The 21,829-nt window shown below is 64.1% G+C and carries 24 protein-coding genes; 10 read left to right on the top strand and 14 right to left on the bottom strand.

Annotation, left to right across the window (positions count from 1 at the left end; all coding sequences use genetic code 11):
• Positions 1 to 400: 400 nt before the first annotated feature.
• The 5 genes from G5V59_RS25925 to G5V59_RS25905 form a co-directional block, all read right to left on the bottom strand.
• The gene (locus G5V59_RS25925) at positions 401 to 940 is read right to left on the bottom strand and encodes a hypothetical protein (protein WP_278258421.1); all 540 of its coding nucleotides are present in this window, start codon (positions 938 to 940) and stop codon (positions 401 to 403) included.
• A 473-nt stretch (positions 941 to 1,413) separates the two neighbouring features.
• On the bottom strand, positions 1,414 to 2,046 hold the full coding sequence (locus G5V59_RS25920) for an alpha/beta hydrolase (protein ID WP_278258420.1): 633 nt from the start codon (positions 2,044 to 2,046) through the stop codon (positions 1,414 to 1,416).
• A 292-nt stretch (positions 2,047 to 2,338) separates the two neighbouring features.
• Positions 2,339 to 2,824 carry an ester cyclase gene (locus G5V59_RS25915; protein WP_278258419.1) on the bottom strand — a complete coding sequence of 162 codons (486 nt, stop codon included), beginning with the start codon at positions 2,822 to 2,824 and terminating at the stop codon, positions 2,339 to 2,341.
• Positions 2,825 to 2,861: 37 nt separating this feature from the next.
• Positions 2,862 to 3,284 (bottom strand): SDR family NAD(P)-dependent oxidoreductase, encoded by a 423-nt coding sequence (locus G5V59_RS25910; protein ID WP_278258418.1) that lies wholly within the window; start codon positions 3,282 to 3,284, stop codon positions 2,862 to 2,864.
• Positions 3,281 to 3,604, bottom strand: a complete 324-nt coding sequence (locus G5V59_RS25905) for an SDR family NAD(P)-dependent oxidoreductase (protein WP_278258417.1) — start codon at positions 3,602 to 3,604, stop codon at positions 3,281 to 3,283. Before G5V59_RS25905 ends, G5V59_RS25910 begins: the two co-directional genes overlap by 4 nt.
• Before the next feature lie 73 nt (positions 3,605 to 3,677).
• Here G5V59_RS25905 and G5V59_RS25900 point away from each other — a divergent pair, with 73 nt between their 5' ends.
• Entirely contained in the window at positions 3,678 to 4,394 is a 717-nt protein-coding gene (locus G5V59_RS25900; RefSeq protein ID WP_278258416.1) for a TetR/AcrR family transcriptional regulator, read from the top strand.
• Positions 4,395 to 4,402: 8 nt separating this feature from the next.
• Here G5V59_RS25900 and G5V59_RS25895 read toward each other — a convergent pair whose 3' ends face one another.
• Together G5V59_RS25895 and G5V59_RS25890 are read right to left on the bottom strand one after the other, a co-directional pair.
• Positions 4,403 to 4,639 carry a cupin domain-containing protein gene (locus G5V59_RS25895; protein WP_278258415.1) on the bottom strand — a complete coding sequence of 79 codons (237 nt, stop codon included), beginning with the start codon at positions 4,637 to 4,639 and terminating at the stop codon, positions 4,403 to 4,405.
• Positions 4,548 to 4,832, bottom strand: a complete 285-nt coding sequence (locus G5V59_RS25890) for a hypothetical protein (RefSeq protein ID WP_278258414.1) — start codon at positions 4,830 to 4,832, stop codon at positions 4,548 to 4,550. Before G5V59_RS25890 ends, G5V59_RS25895 begins: the two co-directional genes overlap by 92 nt.
• A 607-nt stretch (positions 4,833 to 5,439) precedes the next feature.
• Here G5V59_RS25890 and G5V59_RS25885 point away from each other — a divergent pair.
• Positions 5,440 to 6,573, top strand: coding sequence for an MFS transporter (locus G5V59_RS25885; protein ID WP_278258413.1), 1,134 nt, complete (start codon positions 5,440 to 5,442; stop codon positions 6,571 to 6,573).
• Positions 6,574 to 8,437: 1,864 nt separating this feature from the next.
• On the opposite strand, the gene G5V59_RS25880 is transcribed toward G5V59_RS25885, so the two are convergent.
• The 6 genes from G5V59_RS25880 to G5V59_RS25855 all read right to left on the bottom strand — a co-directional run bounded on the left by G5V59_RS25880 (position 8,438) and on the right by G5V59_RS25855 (position 16,185).
• On the bottom strand, positions 8,438 to 8,632 hold the full coding sequence (locus G5V59_RS25880) for a helix-turn-helix transcriptional regulator (protein ID WP_278258412.1): 195 nt from the start codon (positions 8,630 to 8,632) through the stop codon (positions 8,438 to 8,440).
• A gap of 388 nt (positions 8,633 to 9,020) precedes the next feature.
• Positions 9,021 to 9,755 carry a hypothetical protein gene (locus G5V59_RS25875; protein ID WP_278258411.1) on the bottom strand — a complete coding sequence of 245 codons (735 nt, stop codon included), beginning with the start codon at positions 9,753 to 9,755 and terminating at the stop codon, positions 9,021 to 9,023.
• A 106-nt stretch (positions 9,756 to 9,861) separates the two neighbouring features.
• Positions 9,862 to 9,993 carry a hypothetical protein gene (locus G5V59_RS25870; protein WP_278258410.1) on the bottom strand — a complete coding sequence of 44 codons (132 nt, stop codon included), beginning with the start codon at positions 9,991 to 9,993 and terminating at the stop codon, positions 9,862 to 9,864.
• A gap of 384 nt (positions 9,994 to 10,377) precedes the next feature.
• Positions 10,378 to 10,797 (bottom strand): hypothetical protein, encoded by a 420-nt coding sequence (locus tag G5V59_RS25865; RefSeq protein WP_278258409.1) that lies wholly within the window; start codon positions 10,795 to 10,797, stop codon positions 10,378 to 10,380.
• Positions 10,798 to 11,819: 1,022 nt separating this feature from the next.
• A complete protein-coding gene (locus G5V59_RS25860) occupies positions 11,820 to 12,869 on the bottom strand; it encodes a hypothetical protein (RefSeq protein WP_278258408.1) in 1,050 nt (349 codons plus the stop codon).
• Between the two features lie 2,176 nt (positions 12,870 to 15,045).
• Positions 15,046 to 16,185: a hypothetical protein gene (locus tag G5V59_RS25855; protein WP_278258407.1), complete on the bottom strand. Its 1,140-nt coding sequence runs from the start codon at positions 16,183 to 16,185 to the stop codon at positions 15,046 to 15,048.
• A gap of 234 nt (positions 16,186 to 16,419) precedes the next feature.
• On the opposite strand from G5V59_RS25855, the gene G5V59_RS25850 reads away from it, so the two are divergent.
• From G5V59_RS25850 to G5V59_RS25830, 5 genes are all read left to right on the top strand, one after another.
• Complete coding sequence (locus G5V59_RS25850) at positions 16,420 to 17,004, top strand: hypothetical protein (RefSeq protein WP_278258406.1); 585 nt, start codon at positions 16,420 to 16,422, stop codon at positions 17,002 to 17,004.
• Between the two features lie 39 nt (positions 17,005 to 17,043).
• Positions 17,044 to 17,196 carry a hypothetical protein gene (locus G5V59_RS25845; protein WP_278258405.1) on the top strand — a complete coding sequence of 51 codons (153 nt, stop codon included), beginning with the start codon at positions 17,044 to 17,046 and terminating at the stop codon, positions 17,194 to 17,196.
• A gap of 520 nt (positions 17,197 to 17,716) precedes the next feature.
• Positions 17,717 to 18,310, top strand: coding sequence for an MT-A70 family methyltransferase (locus G5V59_RS25840; protein ID WP_278258404.1), 594 nt, complete (start codon positions 17,717 to 17,719; stop codon positions 18,308 to 18,310).
• Positions 18,307 to 18,750 (top strand): hypothetical protein, encoded by a 444-nt coding sequence (locus tag G5V59_RS25835; protein WP_278258403.1) that lies wholly within the window; start codon positions 18,307 to 18,309, stop codon positions 18,748 to 18,750. Before G5V59_RS25840 ends, G5V59_RS25835 begins: the two co-directional genes overlap by 4 nt.
• Positions 18,751 to 18,807: 57 nt before the next feature.
• Positions 18,808 to 19,197 carry a hypothetical protein gene (locus tag G5V59_RS25830; RefSeq protein WP_278258402.1) on the top strand — a complete coding sequence of 130 codons (390 nt, stop codon included), beginning with the start codon at positions 18,808 to 18,810 and terminating at the stop codon, positions 19,195 to 19,197.
• Here G5V59_RS25830 and G5V59_RS25825 read toward each other — a convergent pair.
• On the bottom strand, positions 19,172 to 19,630 hold the full coding sequence (locus G5V59_RS25825; RefSeq protein ID WP_278258401.1) for a hypothetical protein: 459 nt from the start codon (positions 19,628 to 19,630) through the stop codon (positions 19,172 to 19,174). The two genes, G5V59_RS25830 and G5V59_RS25825, sit on opposite strands and share 26 nt — an antisense overlap.
• Positions 19,631 to 19,919: 289 nt before the next feature.
• On the opposite strand from G5V59_RS25825, the gene G5V59_RS25820 reads away from it, so the two are divergent.
• The 3 genes from G5V59_RS25820 (at position 19,920) to G5V59_RS25810 (ending at position 21,626) form a co-directional block, all read left to right on the top strand.
• The gene (locus G5V59_RS25820; RefSeq protein ID WP_278258400.1) at positions 19,920 to 20,534 is read left to right on the top strand and encodes a hypothetical protein; all 615 of its coding nucleotides are present in this window, start codon (positions 19,920 to 19,922) and stop codon (positions 20,532 to 20,534) included.
• Positions 20,531 to 21,037 (top strand): hypothetical protein, encoded by a 507-nt coding sequence (locus G5V59_RS25815; protein ID WP_278258399.1) that lies wholly within the window; start codon positions 20,531 to 20,533, stop codon positions 21,035 to 21,037. Before G5V59_RS25820 ends, G5V59_RS25815 begins: the two co-directional genes overlap by 4 nt.
• A 382-nt stretch (positions 21,038 to 21,419) precedes the next feature.
• A complete protein-coding gene (locus G5V59_RS25810; RefSeq protein ID WP_278258398.1) occupies positions 21,420 to 21,626 on the top strand; it encodes a replication-relaxation family protein in 207 nt (68 codons plus the stop codon).
• Positions 21,627 to 21,829: the final 203 nt, after the last annotated feature.

Here is a 21,829-nt window from a genome sequence, read left to right as displayed (position 1 = left end):
GGGAATATCACAGCGCAGATGTTTTCCGCTACCAACCGCGTGACCGGGAAGTCATCGTACGGGGAGTCAAAGACTCCACGCATCAGGTCAGATCCACCAGTCGCGACCTCGGCGATCTTTCCAAAATCCCAATCGGAGATGTCCGCGTCAGTTCGAAAGATGCGATCAGTCGTACTGGCGTTCACCCCAGCGGCCATCGCCGCTCCCAGGCCGGATTGGCGCGCGCGCACAACGCGGGCCCCAGCATCCCGCGCCACTTCGGACGTAGCATCTTCTGAAAGGCTATCAACGACGAGAACCTCCTCGGAACAGGCCCGAGGAGCACAACTCACCGACGACAGAGCCGACCGTCTTTGCTTCATTGCAAAGCCTGGGATAACGGCAGTGACTCCTTCAAACTTCACCGAGCAGCCTGCCCTTCACGTACCAGAGTGCGCGATGCCACAACGTGGGCTCCGGGAACACAGAGCCTGCCCGCTTCCAGATGGAGAAGCTCGATCGCCAAGAACGTGGGCGCCAGTGAGTTCGACCCATAAGTGAAAAAACCGTCTGGTGAAGTATCGGTGACCCTGACGATCGCAAAACGATCTCGAGTTCCGTTTGCATGTCCGACGTGATGTTCGGGAAGTACATCCACATCCGCCAGTTCTTCGAGCCAACGCAGGGCCCCGAACGTACCGAGCGTCGACACGCCGGCAACGACGACTCGGTGGCGGATGGATGCGGCGCGCGATCCTCCCTCATGCGTGACTTGCACTATCCCGTAGCAGGTGCGAGGTCGGCCGTCGGCGTCACGCAAAGTGGTCAAGGACGCAAAACTGGCGCCGTCGCTGCCCTTGGCGACCAGTGCGTCGTCGGTCGCTCCGTGGCGCGCAATAGTCTGGAAGGCAACATCGAACGGGGAGCTCATGATCAGGTCTCTCGACACGTCATTCCACACGGGACCACTGATTGCTAGTAGTTCACGCCAAGTGCGAAAATCAGGCCGCGCGGTCGTCGAACAGACGGTTGAAATTGATCCACGTCGCCGGAGGCTCAGAAAGTGTAGAGCAGAGGCGATCGAAGAGATGTCTCCCTCGTGAGCGAAGCGGTGTCCAGTAGTCGGGTCGACCACCAATCCGTAGACAACTCGGAGTCGAGCCTTTGAACGAGGGGCAAACCCAGTGAACTTGTGGAACGCACTTTGATGTCGCGCAACAAGCCACGTGACAGTCACAAAGGCGGCGGCACCGCCCAAGAACCAGAGTGCGGCTGCGATGATGCTTGCCGCGACGGAGCCTGAGCAACTAGACCTGCCGAAGGACTTGATCCCAAACGGTCGACTCATGACCGCTCTGGGTAAATGCATGTACGCCGCCTTCAACTCGAACCCACGTTGCGAATGGATTCCGCTTCGCCACCTCTCGCGTGGACTCATACGGGATCAACTCGTCCGCATCTCCGTGGAAGATCAAGTGAGGACGGTCGATCCGTCCGTAGGCTCGCGCAACGTCCATGAGACGGAATTCGAGCAACATTTCCCGACTCATTTCGAAATGCGGGACCGGTCGGAAGGCTTCCCAGCCGGCTCGCCTGCTCAAAGGTGCTGTCATTGAACATGGCCGCCATCTCAGGCTGGGTTGGCTTGACGAAGGTGTCGTCGAAGCGAAGAACCGGGTTGATCATGACGAGTTGATCGTTGACAAGATCCCGGATCAGCGGCCACGCCAGCGATGTGACTGCACCCGAAAAGGACGAAGAGACGAGCCCAACGCTTTCAGACCGGCCTCGCGCCCACCTCAATACATCAACGAGTGACCACACCATTGCCTCGACATTGGCTTCACTGCTGGGCGTGGCACTTTGCCCGTGTCCGGGAAGATCGAATGCCGCGGACGAAATCCCGGCGCCTTCCAGCAAGGGCGCCAGACGCTCGAATCGCCCGTTCTCGGACTTGTCCACGAAGATCCCGTGGGACAGCACCCAGAGGCGCGCCCCGGCGTCAACCACCCTCGCGCGAATTGGGCCACCGCGAGGGCTCGGGATGTCCACACGAACTGCGGTCATTGATTGATCACTGCCCTTCGCGGACGTCGCAGCATGCCGGATGACCCACGTGGGATTGATGACGCTCGACCGGAATCTGGAGGACTAACATTCATGCGTACCTTCATCCTATCAAATCTTGACATCTGATTCTAGGGCGAGCGTCCGGTTTCGACTAACTCCACTGGCAGTCGGTCTCTGCCAATCGATGTCGGGTGCAGTCGGCCCGCCCCACTGCCGCTCTTTGTCGCCCTCGTCGAACTGCTTCACCCTGTCCTCGATCTCCCGAAGAGCCTACCCGTCGCACGCAAACTCACAGACGAGCGCACCCCTTCGTCCTCGTGCACGAAGAGTCGAGAAAATCGGCACCCGGGCCGCCTTGTGCTTTGCGCCGAAGGCTCAACCGGCGAGTCTGCCGGATCACTGCGGCGCTGTCCAACATGACCCTCTCTGCGATGACCCGCCCGTCGTCATCGAACTCGACGATGGCCACCATCTCGAGGTTCACGGCACGTCCCGTCGGGGCGATTCCCGCGTAGTTCCCGTCATGGGTTCCGACGAACCGCACGAGCATGGCGCCTGTGTTTCCCTCCTGCCCCAAGGGGGTGCAGGTCGCGGTGAGGTCGCTGAAGCCGCCGAAGAGAGCGATCTCGCGCTCGCGGAGCGCGGCGATGCCGTTCTGGGGCCCGGTGAGAGGAGAGTCGTAGCGGGCGGGTTCGGCCCAGAGGGCTACGACGGAGTCGACGTCGTGGGCGTTCACGGCCTGAGCGGCCGATCGGGCGAAGTGGTGAATGTGCATGACTGGCTCTCCTCGTTTGGGGTTGTTTGTTGTTGAGTCACGGCCGTACGGAGCGCTCGGCCGCACTGATGGCGATGCGTTCGGGAAGTCGGGTTGCGACGTGAGCCAATGCAGCGTTCCGCTTTCCGTCCACGACACTGGGTCGGTCACGCCGGATGGCGCGTTCGGCGGTAGATACGACCTGCTCTGGGCTGCGGCGGTTTCCGACCGACGCAGCCTCGCCGACGATGTCGAAGAACTCGGTGTCGGTCGCTCCGGGGCACAGGGCCAAGACCTTGACGCCAGTTCCGCGGGTCTCTGCCCACAGCGCTCGGGTGAAGGACAAGACGTAGGCCTTCGTGGCGGCGTACACGGCCATGTGTGGCACAGGCTGAAAGGCCGCGGTGCTTGCGACGTTGATGACTTGGCCCTCGCCGCGCTCGACCATTGCCGGCAGCAGGCGGGCGGTGAGTTCGGTCAAGCTTGCTGACGTTGAGGGTGATCTGTGCGACGAGGGAAGCTTGGGTTGCCCGTCACGACATCGCCGTGATCTCCGACGCCCGCGTTGTTGATCAGCGTTCCGACCTCGATCTGGCGGGTGGCGAGGGCGCCGGCGAGTTTCGCAGCCCCGTCCGCGGTGGAGAGGTCGGCTGGGATCACGTCGATCGCACTTCCGTAGCGAGCACTCAGGCTCGCCGCGAGATCCTTCAGGCGCGCTTCGCGGCGCGCGACCAGCACCAGGCTCTGCCCCGTACGCCGCGTGGCGTTCCGCGAAGGCTCGCCCGATGCCCGATGAGGCACCCGTGATCAAGACGGCAGGTCCACGCACTTCTACTCCTAAAAACCGCATAGTTGGTATGTTCTGTTCGGTAGGATGACTCCTGTGTCTCCATCGCGCAAGTCCCCCGTGGGTCAAGTCGCTCCTCGAGAGCCGAAAGACGAGGTCGGACGAACCCCCAAAGGCACTGCCTCCCGGGCCCAGATCCTCGATCGCGTCGCCGAGGTCTTCGCCGACGTCGGCTTCGATCGAGCGCGGATGGCTGATCTGATCGCGGCGACTGGGATGACCAAGGGAGCGGTCTACTTCTACTTCGACGGCAAGGAAGCCTTGGCTCTCGCAGTCTTGGAGCGGAAGCATGATCAGTGGCTGGCTGCCGTGCGCGAGAAGGTGGCGGTGACGAGGCCAGGTCTTGCGCGCCTGCGCGGGCTGACGGCCGCCATGCTGGACTTGCACGTCACCCATCCAGACGCCTGGGCCGTCAGTCGGCTTACCAACTCGCTGGCCGAAGTGCCCACGGCGCGACCGCACGCCGCGCTGCTCAATCAGCGTTGGGTCGACTTCGTGGCTGGCCTAGTCGGCGAGGCTCAATCCATGGGTGACGTGCGGGCCGACGTGGATGCAGCTGCTCTCGCCACCGTGCTCGTGGGGGCTTTCGATGGGATCAAGGCGACCGTCGCGGTGCTGGCAGAAGATGGGGAACGGGCCGGGCAGGCTCGCGGCGGCGAGCGATCTGCTGGAGCGGATGCTGCTGGCCTACCTCACCGAGACGAAGAAGTGACACCTCGCCATCGGGCTCGGCAGATGCGTTAGGGAATGGATCAGGTGATCCAGTTGGCGGGCTGATCGCCGCGAGGTCCGAACAGGTGCAAGATCTCGACGTCCTTGTCGTCGGCCGGACCGAACCAGTGGGGTTCAGAGGTGTCGAACTCGGCCACACCGCCAGCCTTGAGGACCTGGTCGCGCTCACCAACGAGGACGCGAAGCGTCCCAGCCAGCACGTAGAGCCATTCGTATCCCTGATGGACGACAAGCCTGGGCGGGCGCGGCGCCAACACCTGCTTGAAGACTTGGATGCGCCCGGGGTAGGCCGTCAGTGGGATGACGATGCTGTCGTTGTCGTGCCGGTAGGGCTTCAGGTGTACCCGAGGATCGCCAGTGGCGGGTGGAGCGACCAGGCTGGTCCAGCGACACCCGATGAACGCGGGCCAATGGGATCAGCAGATCAAGCGTTGGGCGCCGCTTGCCCACCTCGAGACGCGACAGCGTGCTGACTGTGAGACCTGCCTGCTTTGCGACGAGCTTCTAGGGACAAGCTTTCGCTGCTGCCGGAGCCGTCGCAGCCGGGGTCCGATGGCGGCGAGGACCTCATCAACTGGCGCGTCCGTCATTGCGGTGGGCCCCAAGTCCATAGGTCCGAGTCTGCCCGACCTCCGCCCGGCGTTGCACTTTTCGCAACAAAGGTGGGGATTCGCGGGGCGGTGCTTCCAGACTCATGCAGGTCGCGTCATACGCCACGTCTGCATGGTTGGCGTTGTCCTCAGGAGGTTTCAGGTGAACGGTGCCGTCGCTGCAGTTGAAGGTCACGGGCTGACCCCGGTGAGACGCCGCTGGGTGCTGATCATCTGCGCCTCGAGCCTCTTTCTGGTCGGGCTCGACACGACGATCGTCAACGTGGCGCTCCCCTCGATCGGCGATGGACTCGGGACCGGCACTCGAGGCCTTGAGTGGATCGTCGACGCGTACACCATCGTGTTCGCGAGCTTGTTGATCACCTCTGGCGCGCTAGCCGATCGCTTCGGTCGACGCCGCGTCTTCCTCACGGGACTCATCGGGTTCGGTGTGACCTCCCTGCTGTGTGCGCTCGCTCCGAGCGTCGAGCCTGTTGGTCGCCGCGCGGGCTCTCCAAGGTGTCCCGGCGTCCATGCTGAGCCCCGTCGCCCTGGCCATCGTGGTCGCAGCGACGCCCGATTCACGCGAGCGCGCCCGCGCGATCGGCATATGGGCATCGGTGTTCGGACTCAGCCTCGCGGCCGGCCCCGTGCTCGGGGGTCTCATGTTGAGCCTGTTCGACTGGCGGTCGGTGTTCTGGATCAACGCACCGTTCGTGATGATCGCAGTCACAGGCGTCCTTATCGTCGTCCCGGAGTCACACGGGTCCCAGACGCGGCGGCTCGACCTGCACGGCCAGATCCTCCTGATCGCCGTGCTGGGACTCACGGTCGGCGCCCTCATCGAGGGTCCGCATGTGGGGTGGACCGCACCTGCGATGGGCGCGATCTATGCCGCCGTGGTCGCTTCCACCCTGCTGTTCATCAGGACCGAAACACGCCATGGGGCGCCGCTGATCGACCTCGCCGCCTTCAAGAGATCGACCTTCACAAGCTTGCTGTGCTGGGAGCTCGTCGCGGTCTTTGTCGCGATCTCAGTCATGTTGCTGACAAACACCTTCTATCTGCAGGCCGTTCGCGGGTGGAGCCCACTCGCCACCGGTCTCGCGGTCCTGCCGATGGCGGCGGGGGCAACGATTTGCGCGCCCCTCTCGGGCAGCCTCGTGGCGAGGAACGGACCGCGGACCCCTCTGGTCATGGCTGGTGCGTTCATCGCATCTGGCGCGCTGCTGGCCTGGGTTGCCACCGTCGGGATTGCCTTCCATCACATCGCCACCGTTCCCCTGCTCTTGGCGGCTTATGCGGTGTTCGGCACTGGGGTGGGGTTCGCGAACGCTCCCATCACCAGCACGGCAGTGGGCAGCCTTCCCGCCGAGCGAGCCGGGGTGGCGGGTGGTATCACGTCCACGGCGCGGCAGGTAGGGGCGGCGTTCGGCGTCGCTGTCGCCGGCGGCCTGCTCGGCGCCTCCCTGGCACCAGGCGTCGATGTGCGTGGGTCCGACCTCGCCGCAGCGTTCACTGCGGGGTGGGCCATCGCTGCGTCCGCCGGCATTGGCTTGGTCCTGCTTGCGGGGGCCCACCGTCGGATCAGGCCGTCATGACTGGCCGACGCCGTAGATGCGGGTGAGGTGGATCCGCGTGAACTAGTCGGCCAGGCTGAAACGCAGCGGGCAAGTCGGATCGAGCAGTCTCGCGTCCACGTGCCCTACGCGCCCTACGACGATGGCCTTAGATCCGGCTCAGTGTGCTCTCCGCCAACGATGGCCTTACCGGAGGTCGACGTCAGAGGGGGGCATCGGGTGCTACCGAGGGTGACGATGGCGAGCGTGGGCGGGTGCCAATCACGGCGGCGCAGATCAAGGCGCCACCGAGGAGGGCCCTGACGCTGAGGTGTTCGTGAAGGAAGATGACGGCCAGCGCGAAAGACGGTCAGCCGCAGGCTTCCCGGCTGGTACCTCGTCGGTCGCAGGGACGACCTTCCACGACGATCGGCGGACCTCGCGTTCCTCAGCCGCCGTCGGCACGTGCGGCACGGTCTTCGTCAGGCTCCTCGATCAAGACGTCTCGACGCTGGCTGTCGATCTGCAGGAAGATCTTTAGAGTCTTGAGCTTCACGTTCACACCCAGCCGCAGGTCATGCCGCCGCAGTTCTTCCGCCAGGTCACACAACACGGCGATTCGCCCGCGGTCGTAGATCGTCGCTGATCGCGTCGAGAATGGACGACGCCTCCAGGGCACGACGCAGCGCGGCGAGATTGGTTGTCACTCGCCGACTCGTGGTGCGGATGCGTTCCCAGTCCGACGTCGCTTGGTCGGATCCATCGCCGATGGGGATGACGATGTCGCCCTCATCGCGTCCGGTAAGACGGAGTTCCTGACCGGCAGGTATGAGCCGGTGGACCCGACATGCGTGTAGCAGGCGCCGATAGCGTGCACGTTCCGACTCCGAGGGGTCAGCGACAATCATCGGGGCGCCAGCGCCCTGTATCTGGGCGACGAGCACCCGGGCCTCATCAAGCGTTGCCTGCGCCTTCTCGCCCAGTTCGACGGGTTGCTCTGCCGTGTGCTCCGCGCCTGCAGTCCGGCGCCGACGGGGAGTGCCGCCGCCAGCGTGCCCAGGCGGATACTCGCCGTGCTGCAGAGTACGTACCCGCCTCAGTGATGGTCGCCTGCCATGACCGCGCATGACCCTTGATAGCGACCAACCCGCGGCCCTTGAGCGCGCCAGTCTGTCGTCTTGTAGGTGAAGTCACCGTCCGGCCAACGCCCGTCCGGGCAGCCCTCAGCAACCCATCTCAGAACTTCAAGTTGGCGCGCATTCACGACTCGAGGCACGTCAGCCACCATAAGCACCTCCCCCGACACAACGGCTGAGCCATTGCTCAGAAATGCACTCGCGGCGCGCCAGGCACGCCGCTTCTGGCGTCACGACCGATGACCCCTCAGCAGTAGGTCACTGTCGAGAACACCGAGGCTTCCAAAAGAAGCGTCGGCAAACCCGCCAGTCGCTGCTTGGCACCCGATCAAGCGGCGCGGTGCTCAAGACGCGAGATGCGCGTCTCGTGATCGTCCAAACGAACTGTCTGCCGACGATCTATCGCCTCCATGGCAGCCACGATGGTCTCGGTCTGCTGATTCATCCCCTCAACGACTTGGTCACGGAGTACGTTCATCTCGAACTCGGAGATCCGTAGCGAGACCGTCAACCTTGCTCGCGAGTCCATCGACCTTCCCATCGAGTGCGTCAAGATCCGCCTGCGTCGCCAAACTAGAAACAGCCTGTGAAACAGTCCCTCGCACAAACCGCTTCAAATCTTCCAGTAGTTCTTCATTTGTCATATGCATCCATTATCGCATAGACGTTGAAATATGCCAATGCCAACTGCAGAAAGGCTGAAATAGTCCCGGGAGGCCGAATCTAGATGGCTGAACAATGGGTCCATCTACCGCCCGGCGCCCACTACCTCAGCCTTCGATAACCAAACCCTCCACCAACGCACCCGGATCAACCTCGACCGCACCAGCAATCTTGATGATGTTGTGCAGGGAGATGTTCACCTGACCACGCTCGACCTGCCCGAAGTAGGTCCAGTGCAGGTCGCTCCGATCAGCCAGCGCCTCCTGGCTCAGGCTCGAGCTCGAGTCGGCGTTCGCGAACACGGCGCCCGAACTCCGCCGTGGCGGGCGAGAGCGGCGGTTTGCCGGCGGGCCTGGGCACCCGCCAACCCCATAGTTCCCAACCCGATTCTTCCAGAGGCGTTGCCTCTCAACGATATTCATCGTAACGTCTGGATCCGCGCGGCGCCACCCGGAGCGCCCCCAGCGAGAGGACTGATCAGATGAGTGGTGGCGGTGGGCTGATGCCCCCCAGCAGTGTCCGTCCGAGCCGGTTTGAGCGGCTTGCCGAGCGACTGCGCCTGCGTCGCGGTCGGCGACACTGATCGCCGATCGAACTACGGCTGGCTTCGGAGTAGCAGCAGCCTGAGGGCTTCCAAGTGGAGGCTGTTGGTGCAACCCGCGAGACTGAGGAAGTAGCCGTCGTTAACGCTCAGCAGCGCCGTGACGCCGCCTTGCCGCGGTTGGGTGCCAAGACTTGTCCGACGCGCGCAGATAGGCGCCGACGTGACCGTGCGCCAGCCCTGACAACCCACGCCAGACCGCTTTGTACGCGAGCGCACCGTGTTCCATCTCGGTAGCGCATGACAGACTCGGCGAGTCCATGCAGCACCTTTGGTCCAGGCGGTGGGTAGGTCAGACCAAGCTCCTGAGCCTCGGCGCGATAGGTCGTGTCGACATCACGAGCCGCCTGGTCGAAATCCTGCTTAGCCGCAGCAGGATCGGCCTCCAGGTCCTCCCCGAACACTTTGAGTAGATCGTCGTAGTACAGGTCCTGCTCACGCTCGTCCGCGATCTCCAAGCGGAGCGCCCGCCGGCGCCGCTCGAGGCTCTCTTCCGGGTCCAGCACCCATGCCGCGTAGAACGACGCCTCGAACGTTCCTCGCAGCAGGTTCCAAGGCGCAGAAACACTCAGCCCATGCGGACTCTGCAGCAGCGCTACCAATGCCTGGTGGTTGTCCCTGGCGATCATGAGGTAGCGCTGCGCTGCCATATAGACGCGGTGACCTGCCACTTGGCCTTCGTCGATCATGCGGGCGTGCAATAAACCCGGACGACGCTTGGCGGTGACATGTCGCACGGCGTCGTACGCCGCGTCGAGCAACTGCCAGTGCTGCGCTAGTTCGCTCAGGTCGAGCGTGCCGGTCTCGACCCGGTCGTTAAACACCGCCGTCCACGTCCTCTCGCGTCTCAGCCCCGCCGACTGCTGCGATGGTCTGCCTGGCTATTGAACGGCGCGGAAGACCTCGACGACGCGCCCGCGAAGCGACTGTTCAGGCGAGCCGGCCAGCGGCTTCCTCGGTTGAGACGACCTCAGTCCGGATGAGAATCTCCGCCCCAAAGCGAACCTCGCCGTGCCACTTGTCAGGCACCTCGTCGCACACGGCGAACAGGTTGAACTGCACTGCACCAGCGTTCGTCGGTACGGGCACCCTGAGACCTGGGCGGAGTTCCTCACCATTGGTCGCGAAGCGCGTCGCCTTCATTCCGGGCATGGACACGATGATGCACCCTGGCTCTAGGCTTTGATCGCGAACTCCAGACGCAGATGATCACGAACGTCGACCGCATCCTGGATGACGGGACCCCACAGCAACGATTCGGTGCCCGAGCGCCTGGCGTCAAGGCCACTGGCTAGGCTCCAAGCCCCCCGGGAGGCTCGGATCCCACCGCCCTTCGATGAACATCTCGCTGAACGGCCGGAAGGCCCCGCCGAATGGTCGGGGCCTTCCTTGGTTGGTGCCGATCACGGCTGGTCCACGAGGGTGCCGTGAGGTCGTGGTGAGGTGTCAGAGCCGGGTGGTGTACCACCGGGTGTAGTAGTAGCCCGAGGTCGATGCCCGGGTGATCACGACCTTGGTGACGTTGCCGCCGAGGCGGTAGTTCCAGGTCGCGGAGCCCGACCGCGTCCAGAACGTCAGGGACTTCGACCAGACCTGGCGCCCGGCGTTGTCGTACATCTTGATCGTGTAGCCCAGGTTCACGGTCGGCGAGGTGGTGCAGTGCCCGATCGTGAGCCGGAGGTTGAGGTCGCCGTGAGCTCGCGCGTACTTCAGGGTGGTGGAGCCGGCCACGTCGGTGCCCGATCCGGACTCGCTGTAGGTGCCGGCCGTGGCGGTCGGCATCGTGGCCGGGCTCATCGTGACGCCGAGCGCGCCGCTGGTCCCGAGGGCCAGCAGAGTGACGCCCCTGATGATGGAGTTCTTCATTGTCGTTCCCTTCTCGTCGTTCCTGCCTCTGCCGGCGACCTCGGATTGAGGACGCCGGGTAGACGGCCGGCCCGACGAGAAGGGTCCGCAGACAAGTGTGTGAAGTCTACCCGGTGGCATCGTCCGGAGGGCCCCACGAGAGAAGAGCCAAGTGGGGCTCGGACCAGATGCGCTCGTAGTAGTTCAGACCAGTAGCCCTTGGCCCCCTCCCGCGCGGCACCAACCATTCCAAAAGGAACCTGGACGCTCGTCCTCCACCACCACAGTGGAGGACTGAAACCGGTCCGAGTCCGAGGAGACCAAACCCTTTCCCCAGGCGAGTGGTGAAGTCTGGTGTGCCTACCACGCCCCCGCAAGGATGAGGAATCCCTAGGTAGAAGGATCAACCCTTCGCCGAGCACGGTCAAGGAAACCGTGCGAGTTCGTGGGTTACAGATCGGAAACAGTGGGGTACAGGGACGCGACACGCACGGTCATCCACAGGGTCACTGTGGATGTGGAGTAACGGAGAATGAAGAAACCCTCCGCCTGGCCGCCTGGCGTGACGGAGGGGAGGGTCTGAGCGAGGTGGTGTTGGTTCGCTCGTTTTGATCTTCTGGAATGGTCGAGCCGGGAGGTCCCGGGCTCCACTCAAAGTCGCACTCTACGCCTAGCGCCGTGATGACCACCAGATGCCGTCTGGAGACGACACAAAGCCGAGACTTTGGTCCCGAGTCGAACAGCGGCAGCGGTCATCGAGCCAGGAGTCCCACGCCGCACCGACAGACCCTTCACCGGATACGACAACAGACTCGGTTGCGACCGACCTGGTTGCATGCTCAACCTCAGGCTGCAGCCAAGCCTCCGCGAGATCGGAAGGTTCGAGGCTCACGACCGTCCGCTCTCGCGACTGGTTGAATCCGTGGTGCGTCCGAGCTTCACGATCATCTGCGTCTGGAGTTCGCGATCAAGCCACTGGCTCCGACAGTTGAGATCGCGATCGAACCCACCCGGGCGACTTGATGCTCACCCTGAGCCGGCGGCTACGCAGCGGTACGGCTGGGCGACGAGTCACTGGAGTCTACCAGGCTCCACTCTGGCTGCCACCCAGCGTCCAGATGAAGGTGATTCCCGCACGAGGTAGGAGCCATCCCGGGAGATCCACACTGACCACACGAGCGTTCACCTGGTCGGGCATCGGCACGATCTCTGGTCGTTTGGCGCTGGTGACCAGATCCATGACGGTCAGGCGCTCGATCGGGGTGTCGGTGTAGTCGAGCTTTGAGCGAGAGGTTCTTGGTTGGCTGCGGCAGGTCAAGGAAGAGGAAGTGCCCCGTCCGGGTGACGGTGGTTCGGTAGAGGTGCTTGATCCGGACCGACTGCCGGTCGCGCACCACCTGATCCCCGATAGAGACGCTGTAGGTCTGCCCGCCCTTGCGCTGCTGGCGACGGATAGGGAGTTCCTCCCCGTCGACACTGAAGTAGAGCAGTTCGTAGGCAGCGCGATCAGCGGCGTCTGCGCTGCGCCCTGACATGAACCACGTCGACGTAGCCGGCGCATCGCTGACGAGCTCCTCGTACTCATCCCGGTCGGAGACACAGGCGAAGCGGCGTACGCCGTGGCTTGGAACGGTCGTGTACTCCCACTCGACGAGCACATCAAACAGCGGAGTACCTGCGGTACTCCGCTCTACTGCAGTAGAGAGCCGGACACTTACGCTCACATCAGTCCACCGCTCCGGTGCCCGGATCGCCTGGTCGCGAAGATCGGTGTAGATCTCTCGAGCGAACTGAGCATCGCCCAACCTCAGTGCGAGTGCATTGGTCGCCAACTTGTCGAGGAACTCAGGGGTCGCGACCCGCTTCATGTCTTCAGGCTGCGCCGCGAAGCCCTTCAGCACGGCGTCGACGTAGTCCGGGATCAGTTCGCGTTGGACCAAACGGTTCTGCTCCAGGCTCCATCTCGCGGCGATCGCGGCTTGCGAAGAAGTCCACCGCGATGCCGATGGCACCGGTGACCAGCAGCACGTCAGCCAAACCGTCAACCACGGCACGAAGCAGGTGCGGCGCACCGACGCCTTGAAGCCAGTCACCTGCTGCGGAGGTGAGCAATGCCAGAACGAGCAGAAGCGCTCCCGCGAAGAGGGAGCCTTAAGACGATAGATCCGAGATAGGAGGGTTGAGCGGTCTTTCATTCACAATGAATTATGAACCACTTTACTCAGATCTCAAAATAGTGATGCCCAAATTCAGGGAGAGATTGCATCACTTGTCGCAAGAAGACGGATCGCCCCTAAAGGCACCCCGTCGCGACGACATTTCGATCAGGCTCGTTGGACGAGCGGCTCACCCTCCGAAGAGGTGCGAACTCACACCACTTCAATGAGATTCTCCAACGACTCGTCGCTCGCGGAAGCGACGGCCTTGTATGAGAGCCACGAGACTCATCCACCCGGTTATGATCACCGTCATCGTTACCAGACCTAGCACCGCCGCCACGATCCAAAGCGAAAGAATCGTACCGTCCCATCCTTCGAGCGCCACCGACAATGCGGCGGCGAACGAGGTGGCTGAAGAAACAAGCAGCAGCGTCCGAAGGCGGCTAGCGACATGCCCTGACAGTTCGTGTTCGTCAGACCGGAGAACGCTTGCCGATCCCAGGGAGAATAGCGACAACGACACCGCTACAACCGGCCCCGCCGCCGTCCCCGCTTTTGCCTCCGTGAGGATACTTCCGAGCCACTCCCCAACGAGCCCAGCTTACCGTTACCATGAACCCCGCGATTGCCCACAATGCCGCCGCGGTAAAGGATCCGCGAGGTACCGGTCGCAGGGTTAGGAGAAGAAAGTACTCTGCGGGCGACAACCCAGCCGTGTAGCATATAGACCGTTCTGGGGTCACCTTCTTGATGAAGGTCGCGTCGGGACCTCCGTGGCTAGTACTTTCGTCTCCATCGACGTACAGCTGGGCTGACTCGATGAACGTCCCTTTGGGAGCCGTCACTCGCAGATGTTCTCGTTGTGCACCGCCCACATGAGGCGCATCGACATAGTAGTACTGCGGCGAGATGCAGAGTGCTTCGCCGAGACTTCGTCGTCCGATTTCGTATGACTCCACGAGCCGGAACTTGATGATGCTGTGAGGCCTCTCAATGTCGATCTCAGTCATCATTAAAACGAGTCCGCGAAGTGGTCGACCTGCCCAAGGTCCGGGAGTTGCTGCCGAAGAAGCGAGTGAGCCTTGCTCTCTTTGCGTCGACCCTTTGTGGCCACTCGCGAGTTGGTACATGCCCTCAAGAGTTGAAGGCTCAACCTGGTGCCCCAGCAAATCAGCCGCCATGTCGGCAAGAATGAGCTGGCTGGCGAACGAATCGTGGCCGCTTGTTACCACCGACATCGGACGCCCATCGACGCCGATTAGGTCAACATCAAGAAGCAGACCCTTGGGCAACACTGCGAACGGTATGGGAAGAATCGAAACATCTCGCAAGCCGTGATCGATTGCACGCCGAGCCAGAGACCGACCCGATATGTCTAACGTAACGCGGCGCTGCCAGCGACCCCTGTCCAGCAGGCTCCACCGTCTCGACGCGTCGTTCTATCCACGACGGATCTTCAACTAGCGAACGAAGGTACTTTGCTAGCGGTTTGTGATTCCAACCAACACAGACTGCGGCGCTATGCGCATGCAGTCTGGAACTCGTGCGACCTGTCGAGTCTACTTAGACCTAGTCGGCTTTTTGGCGCTACGCATACCGACGGCAGAGGTCTCGGCTGACTTGACGTGGTGGAATCCATCCACACCCTTTTTCTCGAAACGCTTGAGCGCCTTCTTCTGCCCCTTGACCGCGGCGCTCCGCGTGATGCTCTTCGCCAACCTAGACACCAGCCTCAAGCGTGGAGGCGGCAAGTCCAACTCGCACCCCGGCGTGTCCGGAGCCTTCTGCGGACCGCTTGTCTCGGACGTCGGGACCTCGCCCTGGGATTCGCGAGAAAGTTGCGGAGCCGCCGCCCTCAAAACCACTGAACCGCAGGTCTGACATATCGTCTCGACCTGCGCTACTTCCGTCTGTTCTGCTGGTACTTGGGGGATTCGCTCGTATTCCATACGTGTAACTCTCAGTTACACTCTGGGCCGAAAAGACGAACACGTCAACCCCATTCTGCTCGACAGCAGGACCACCAAGAACTCTCACCTCTGGTGATGCCGTCACTGTAGTTACAACGTTGTGATTCTCAATCGCGACACGCCGGGAGAATGTTTGACCATCACCGGCGTATGTCGTCAAGAGTCATCACCTTGTTGCTCACGCGGAACTGCCCGCGACACCATCTTGGCTCGCGCATCCAAGCGACCCCCGGGGTCGGGAGTGTCGGGGACCACTGAGTACACCAGATCAACCGGCGACCCGCCAGAGAGTTGTTCAGATCGTCACATGGTGACCAACGGCAGCCGTGCATCACTTCTGAGTCTGTTGTCGACCAGTTCCACTCCCAAGCAACCCCCGCAAACAGCCCGCCGTACAGGTCCCTGAACTCCGCCTTCACCGAAGACGTCGGTCCCGGCTCCAGCAACCGCTCCGTGCTCGGCACCCCCGGTGCCTCTGGTGCAGTGAGCCCGCCGAACTCCCACATGTACTCCGGCTGCTCGCCCAGGAACAGCACCTCGAACACCGCGAATCTGGTGGGCTCGTGGAACGCGAGGCTCTCGGACATCAGCCAGGCTTCTTCGGTCGGGTCCCCGGGCACCTTGAACGCGAGGTCGTAGGTCTGTCCGCGTCTCAGGGGTTCCTTGTGCCAGAAGGCGTGGTGGTAGCCGCCCGGGATTTCGGTGGTGCGCACGGTGAAGTCGTGGCCGGCGACCATCACGGTCGGGTTGCCGCTGACGATCGCCACGTACTCCGCGCCGTCGAAGAGCGTGAACAGCCGGTAGTGGTGGCTGCTCTCCAGATGCCTGCGATCGCTGACAACCGTCCGAACATGCACCGCGTGCTGCACCGTGCCGTTGTGGGACTCCGGCACCCGCAGGCCCATCGGGGACTTCGGGTACCAGCCCGTTATCAGGCTGAGTGAGCAGCCGCTCGACGGCTGCGGTGTCACGATCGGCGACCGCCTCGCGACCGATGCCGAGCCCGAGGCGACGGCATCGCGCCGCTGCGAGAGCAGCGCGAGCCTTTCCGTCTCATCGCTCAGCGCGTAGACGGCCATCAGCAGCGAGGCGTCGTCATCTCGAAGCGACCAGATCGCCGACTCAAGCCGCTCACGTAGGACGTCGCCGGGTTCGGCCGCTCCGCCGAGCACCCCGATGAGCGCGTGGCAGCGTCCGAACCGGTCGTCTGTGTAACCCCGCCCCTTTCGGAGGTACAGGAGGTCCGTCCGAACGTCCTCAGGCTCGAAGCGCTGCGCCACGGCCGCCCCTTCCCCAGCGTCAGGGCACGGTGTCAGACGCCGTCAGTCCACCGTGTGACTCCAACTTTGTGCCGGTTCACTCCAACTATCTCGCGGCCCCTATCGAGGGGTGTTCGCCGAAACCTAGCGTCCGGGGCGCGGACCAAGCCGGTTCCGCACCCTACGAAACGAAAGGACCAAGCAATGAGCGGACTAGAACGAGCCCCGATCGGCAGGATGGCCCACCGCCGAGCGGTGTCCCAGGGCGAGCGCGCACTCGACCTCGCGGTCGGCGACATCCGTTCGGAGACCAAGATCGCCGCGGTCAAGGTCGACGCATCGGCGGCGCTGGCCGGACGGATCATGGAACGGGTCGTTGACATCGACGAGTACCGGCGCGCGCTCGCCGGCAACGACGAGACCCTCAACGCCGCACTGACGCGCATCGAGACTCGGCTTCATCGCCAAGGCCGAACGCATCCAGCGCGGCATGGGCTCGGAGTTCGGGCTATGAGCGGCCCGGACCTCGTGGCGGCGTTCAGCTACCTCGGAGCCGCCGGTGTCGGCGGCGGGCTGGGCGTCTTGGCCGCCGCCTGGGTGACGCGGACGCAGCGGCGCATGGCACGAAGCGTGGTGCGGGCGATCACTAAGGCCACCGCGCCGCACGGGGACGACGAGTCGGTCGGCGCTGGTGACCGGGAGGCCGAGGCGATGCTGAATGCCCACGTCACCGCAGTGCGCTATCAGGTGGAGCGCTTCGCCGACGCCCTCGCCGCTGGCGATCCCGTGCTGCGGTCCCGCCTGCGGCATCTCGAGCAGCAGATGGGACGGGGGCGCTGAGATGGTCATCGCTCTGGTCGGCTGGCGCTGCTGGTGCTGTTGTCCGCCGCGTCCATGCTGGTTTGGATGGTCTGGGACGCGACCACTCGGACGAAGTCTTCGGCTGGCCGACTGCTCGATGACGAGTACTGGCAAGCACGGCGCACCATGAACGACGCGGCCAATCAGTCGTGGCGCAACCTGGCGGACTGATCACGATGACCGCCGCTCCGGAGCCCCAGACCCTAACGACCGCGCCGAACGCCGAGCCCGAGTCGAAGCCTGCGCCGTGTATGAGCTGGGGTGCCATCTCGGACCTCTGCCTCACCAACTAGTTCCGCCCAGCACAGCCAGGAACGAAGCGGTCTCGAAGGTGGACCAGAGAGCGTTCTCTCGCGAGGAACGTTGTCCATTCCACATCGACATTCTTCGGACCTACTACGTCCCGATTCCCCGTTATCCGCAACCTGTTGCTCCGAGCGACCAGACGTCGCGTCGCTCGACGCGTCGCACCCCTCATCCCTTGCATTTCACAGGCCCTCAGGCTTTAAGTAGCGGCAAGCCCCGACGAGGGTCAGAGCACGGGCTTTCTGCCACGGAGGCGGTCCCATCAACCGCCGCACGTGGAGCCCACGTGCTCTGAGACGGACTCGCCGCACCGAGACATCGCGCCGGTGCGCTGTCTTCGTCATGCCCGAAATCTGAAAGCACGGGGCCGGAAGGAGGTCTTTCTATGTCCAACGTCATCAACCTCACGCCTCGGCCGGAGTCGCCGGCGAGGTACCGCACGATCCTGGCCGACCCGCCGTGGGACGTCCACCAGAAGGGACGCCACGGCGCCGGCGAGCACTACAGCCTCATGACGCTCGACCAGATCGCCCGCTTGCCGGTGGGTGATCTGGCGACAGAGAACGCCCACCTGTGGCTCTGGGTCACCAACAGCACGCTGCGGATCGGCTACGACATCGCCGAGGCATGGGGGTTCACCGTGAAGTCGCCTCTGACCTGGGTGAAGTTCCGCCTGGGGCTCGGACCGAATCTTCGCAACGCCACCGAGCATCTGCTGTTCGCTACGAGAGGCAAGGCTCCGGTGCGGTTTCACGCCCAGCCCACTTGGCTGAATGCCCCCGTGCAGGACCACTCCCACAAGCCCGAAGAGCAGTACGCCGTCATCGAGCGCATCAGCCCAGGCCCGTACCTCGAACTGTTCGCCCGGCGGCCGCAGCCGGGCTGGCACGCTTGGGGCAACCAGATCGACAGCGACATCTCCATCCCGGGCTATCCGGTCCCGAGCGACCGCCGCAGACCAGCAGGGGGTGACCGGTGATGGCGCGCTCTGGCTTCGACCCGACCGGCTGGTTCGTCAGCACCGCAATGAGCCTGCTGCTCGGCGCCGTCGCCTTGGCCATGGCGATCGCGATCATCCAGTACTACTTCGCCTGGATCATCGGGGCTGCGCTCGTGCTCGGACTGGGTTTCGTGCTCGTCCAGGCTCGGCCTGTGGTGGTGGAGGCGGCCATGGTGACGCAGCGCTCCGCGCCCGACCCAGCGGACGATCCGAAGACACCGAGGGTGCCCGATACCGAAGCACTCGAAGATCTCTGGCAGGAGCGGATCGACCAGCGAGACTCGTCGGCGCCAAGCCAGACGGCGCCCCAGGGCCGGCGCTCGCCGCATCGTCGTGGACGCCGACCGGCGCACCGCCCCAGACAGCCAGCGCATGTCACGTGCACTCCTGGCGCTCCAGCGACAACTCGCTGCGGCTGATGCCGAGACCGATGCCCGCACCCGTGGCCAAGACGGCACTGCAGCCGGGGGCGAGTCGTGACCCGGCACGACATGGCGTTTGCGCGCGTCTACCCACCCCGCCCGCTTGAACCGCAGGCCGTCGAGGCGCTCCTGCTGCGCCTGGCGTCGGACCCGACCAGCGCGCCCGTCGCTCTCGAAGCACGCGCGCAGCCAACGACGACGGACGAGAGCGCTGTCGACTATTGGATTGGTTCTTCTGGCAAGCACATTCGTTGGCTACGCCGAACAGCACACGATCTCCTGCCGGGACTGCTCGTCGACAGCGAGGCCACCGGTCGCCTTCAGGTGAACCACGCCGTGAGGGTCGATGTGCGGCCGGGCGGCCTGGCACTCAATGTCGATCACCCGCAGCGGACCGCCACCGCGATCCTCTCGGCCCTCAACCAGAAGTCTGCTCCCCGGTGAAACACTCGTGCTCCAACTCCTGTTCGGACGACGCCGCACCCCACAGCACCGACGGCGAGCACTCATCGACCCAGGGCAGCCATGGTGGTCGGTGCTGGCCCATGGAACTGTCGAAGCACCAACCGCCCTCGTCAAGCAGCACGACCAGCGACTCCTCCAGGCAGGCATCGCGACCACCGTCCGGCTCGGCGTCTTCACGGACGGCATTGCCCACCCCGAGCGTCACCAGCGGCTCCTGGTGGGACTGCTCGGTGGACTCTCCACCGCCAAGACTCCAGGCACCTTCATGCGGCTCCGACGCGACAACCCAGCGAAGCTCGACCTGGCAACTCCACCCAGACGCTGGCGCATCGCGCCCGCCGCCGCCGAACTCGTCGGTTTTACCGCATGGCCGTTCGGTGAAGCCGACCTCCCCGGCCTGCCGCCGATGCATCCGAAGTTGTTGGCGCCAAGCCGGGCCATCCGTGCGAGCACTGACGCAAGCCGGATCCTCGGCGTATCAGCCGTGCCTGGCAGCCAAGATCCGATCCCGCTGACCGCGAAAGACTCGCTCTTTCACCTCGTCGCTACCGGCCCCACCGGTTCCGGCAAGTCGACCGCTCTCCTCCACCTGATCCGAGCCGACCTCCACGCCGGTCGCCCCGCGCTCGTTATCGATCCCAAGCGTCAGGCTCATCGACGACATCCTGGACCGCGCGGTACCGGAGGAACGCGTCGACGACGTGGTCGTCCTCGACCTCGACCCGAGTGCCGAACTGGTTCCAGGGTTCAACCCCCTCGACGTCGGCAGCGGGCGGCTCGGCCGCGACCCAGACGTAGTCGTCGACGGCCTGCTCGCCGTGTTCGCCGCCGTGTTCGCCGAAGGTTGGGGACCCCGAACACAGGACATCACTCACTCAGGTCTGCTGTCGCTCGCCCGAGCCAATGTGCAGCAATCCCTCCGCGGCCTGCCGCCCCACACCCTGCTCGACCTGCCTCGACTCTTCGTCGACCCAACCTTCAGGCGGTCGGTCATTGGCCACGTCGCAGCCGACCCAGGTCTCGCCGCGTTCTGGGCCTGGTACGACTCCCTGGCGCCACAGGCCCAGGCGACGGCGCTCGCGGCGCCGTCGAACAAGTGGCGCCAGTACCTCCTCCGCCCGAGCATCCGGCGGGTTCTCGGGCAACCGAGCCCGGCGTTCAACATGCGCGACCTGTTCCGCGAACGCAAGATCGTGCTTGCTCCCCTCAACGAGTCCCTCATCGGTCCGATCACCGCGCAGGCTTTGTCGGCGGGCTACTCGTCGCCGAAGCCTGGGCAGCCACGCTCGAACGCGCTACCGAGCCCGACCCGATGAACCGACCAGGCTCGATCTGGATCGACGAAGCGCAGAACTACACGCACCTACCGACCTCACTCGATGCCGCGCTGGCCGCGAGCCGATCGCTCGGCGTCTCGTGGAACCTCGCACACCAGTTCAGATCGCAGTGGCCCACCGCCATGGCCGCTGCTGTCGATTCCAACGCCCGCAACAAACTCATCTTCGCCACGACCGACCCGAAGGATGCCGCCGCGTTTGCGCGCTTCGCACCGCAACTCGACCCAACGGACTTCCTGACCCTGCCTGCCTACACGGCCTACGCCACCGTCATGTCCGGCGGCGCCCAGCAGCCGTGGTGCACCGTCCGCACGCTTCCGCCTCCCGAGGTCACCGGGCTCGCGCAGGAGATCCGCCGGAGGTCGACGAGCAACTACGGCGGAGAGCCGCCCGCTCCGGTCTTGGATCCGAAGCCGACGAGCGACTGGCCAGAACCGGGCGACCATCCCGTTGGCCGCAAGCAAGGACGGAGGCACTCATGACGACCCTTCTGACGCGTGAAAACCAAAACGAAACGCGACGCATCGACCGTCTCGTCGCGACCCTCAACCAGTTCCGTTTCCCCAGGCTCATTCCCCATGTCTCCTCCCTTTTGGGATGGGACTGACCCCGCACCGCGGGGCCACGAACGCCGCCGCAGGGGCGCAGGAGTTGCCCGGTGAACGCCTACCTTGCCGAGGCTCCACACAACCAACTCGACGACCGAGACCTGGCGATTCTGAGGTCGCTCGAGCGGTTCAGACTCCTCACCACGCGCCACATTCAGCACCTGCACTTCCACGGCCACCAGAGCCTTGCTCGCTGGAGCACGCGCCTGCACCAGGACGCTGCAGCGACTGCACGCGAGTGGGTTCATCAGCCCTCTTGAGCGCCGCATCGGAGGAGCCCGACGCGGGTCCGCCAGCCTACGTCTGGCACCTGGCCGCTGCGGGTGAGCGACTGCTCCGGATCCGCGAAGGCGGCGGCCGGCGCCGCCGCTACCTCGAGCCGGGATACGCGTTCCTTGACCACACGCTCGCGGTCAACGACGTCGCGGTCGGCGTTATCGAGGCAGCACGTGACCGAGCCTGATCTGCACCTCGACGCGCTGGTCTCCGAGCCCCGCAACTGGCGTCAGTATCTGGGCGCGCACGGGGAGACTGCCTGGCTCAGGCCGGACCTATACGTCATCACCAGCGGTGCAGGAGTCGACGGTGAAGACGACGCATGGGAGGCGCACAGGCTTCCTAGAGATCGATCGAGGAACCGAGCACCTGCCACGTATCCAGGCGAAG

The organism is Nocardioides convexus (genome assembly GCF_011090295.1).
The sequence above is the reverse complement of the archived record's forward strand: the minus strand, read 5'-3'. Positions and strand labels throughout refer to the sequence as shown.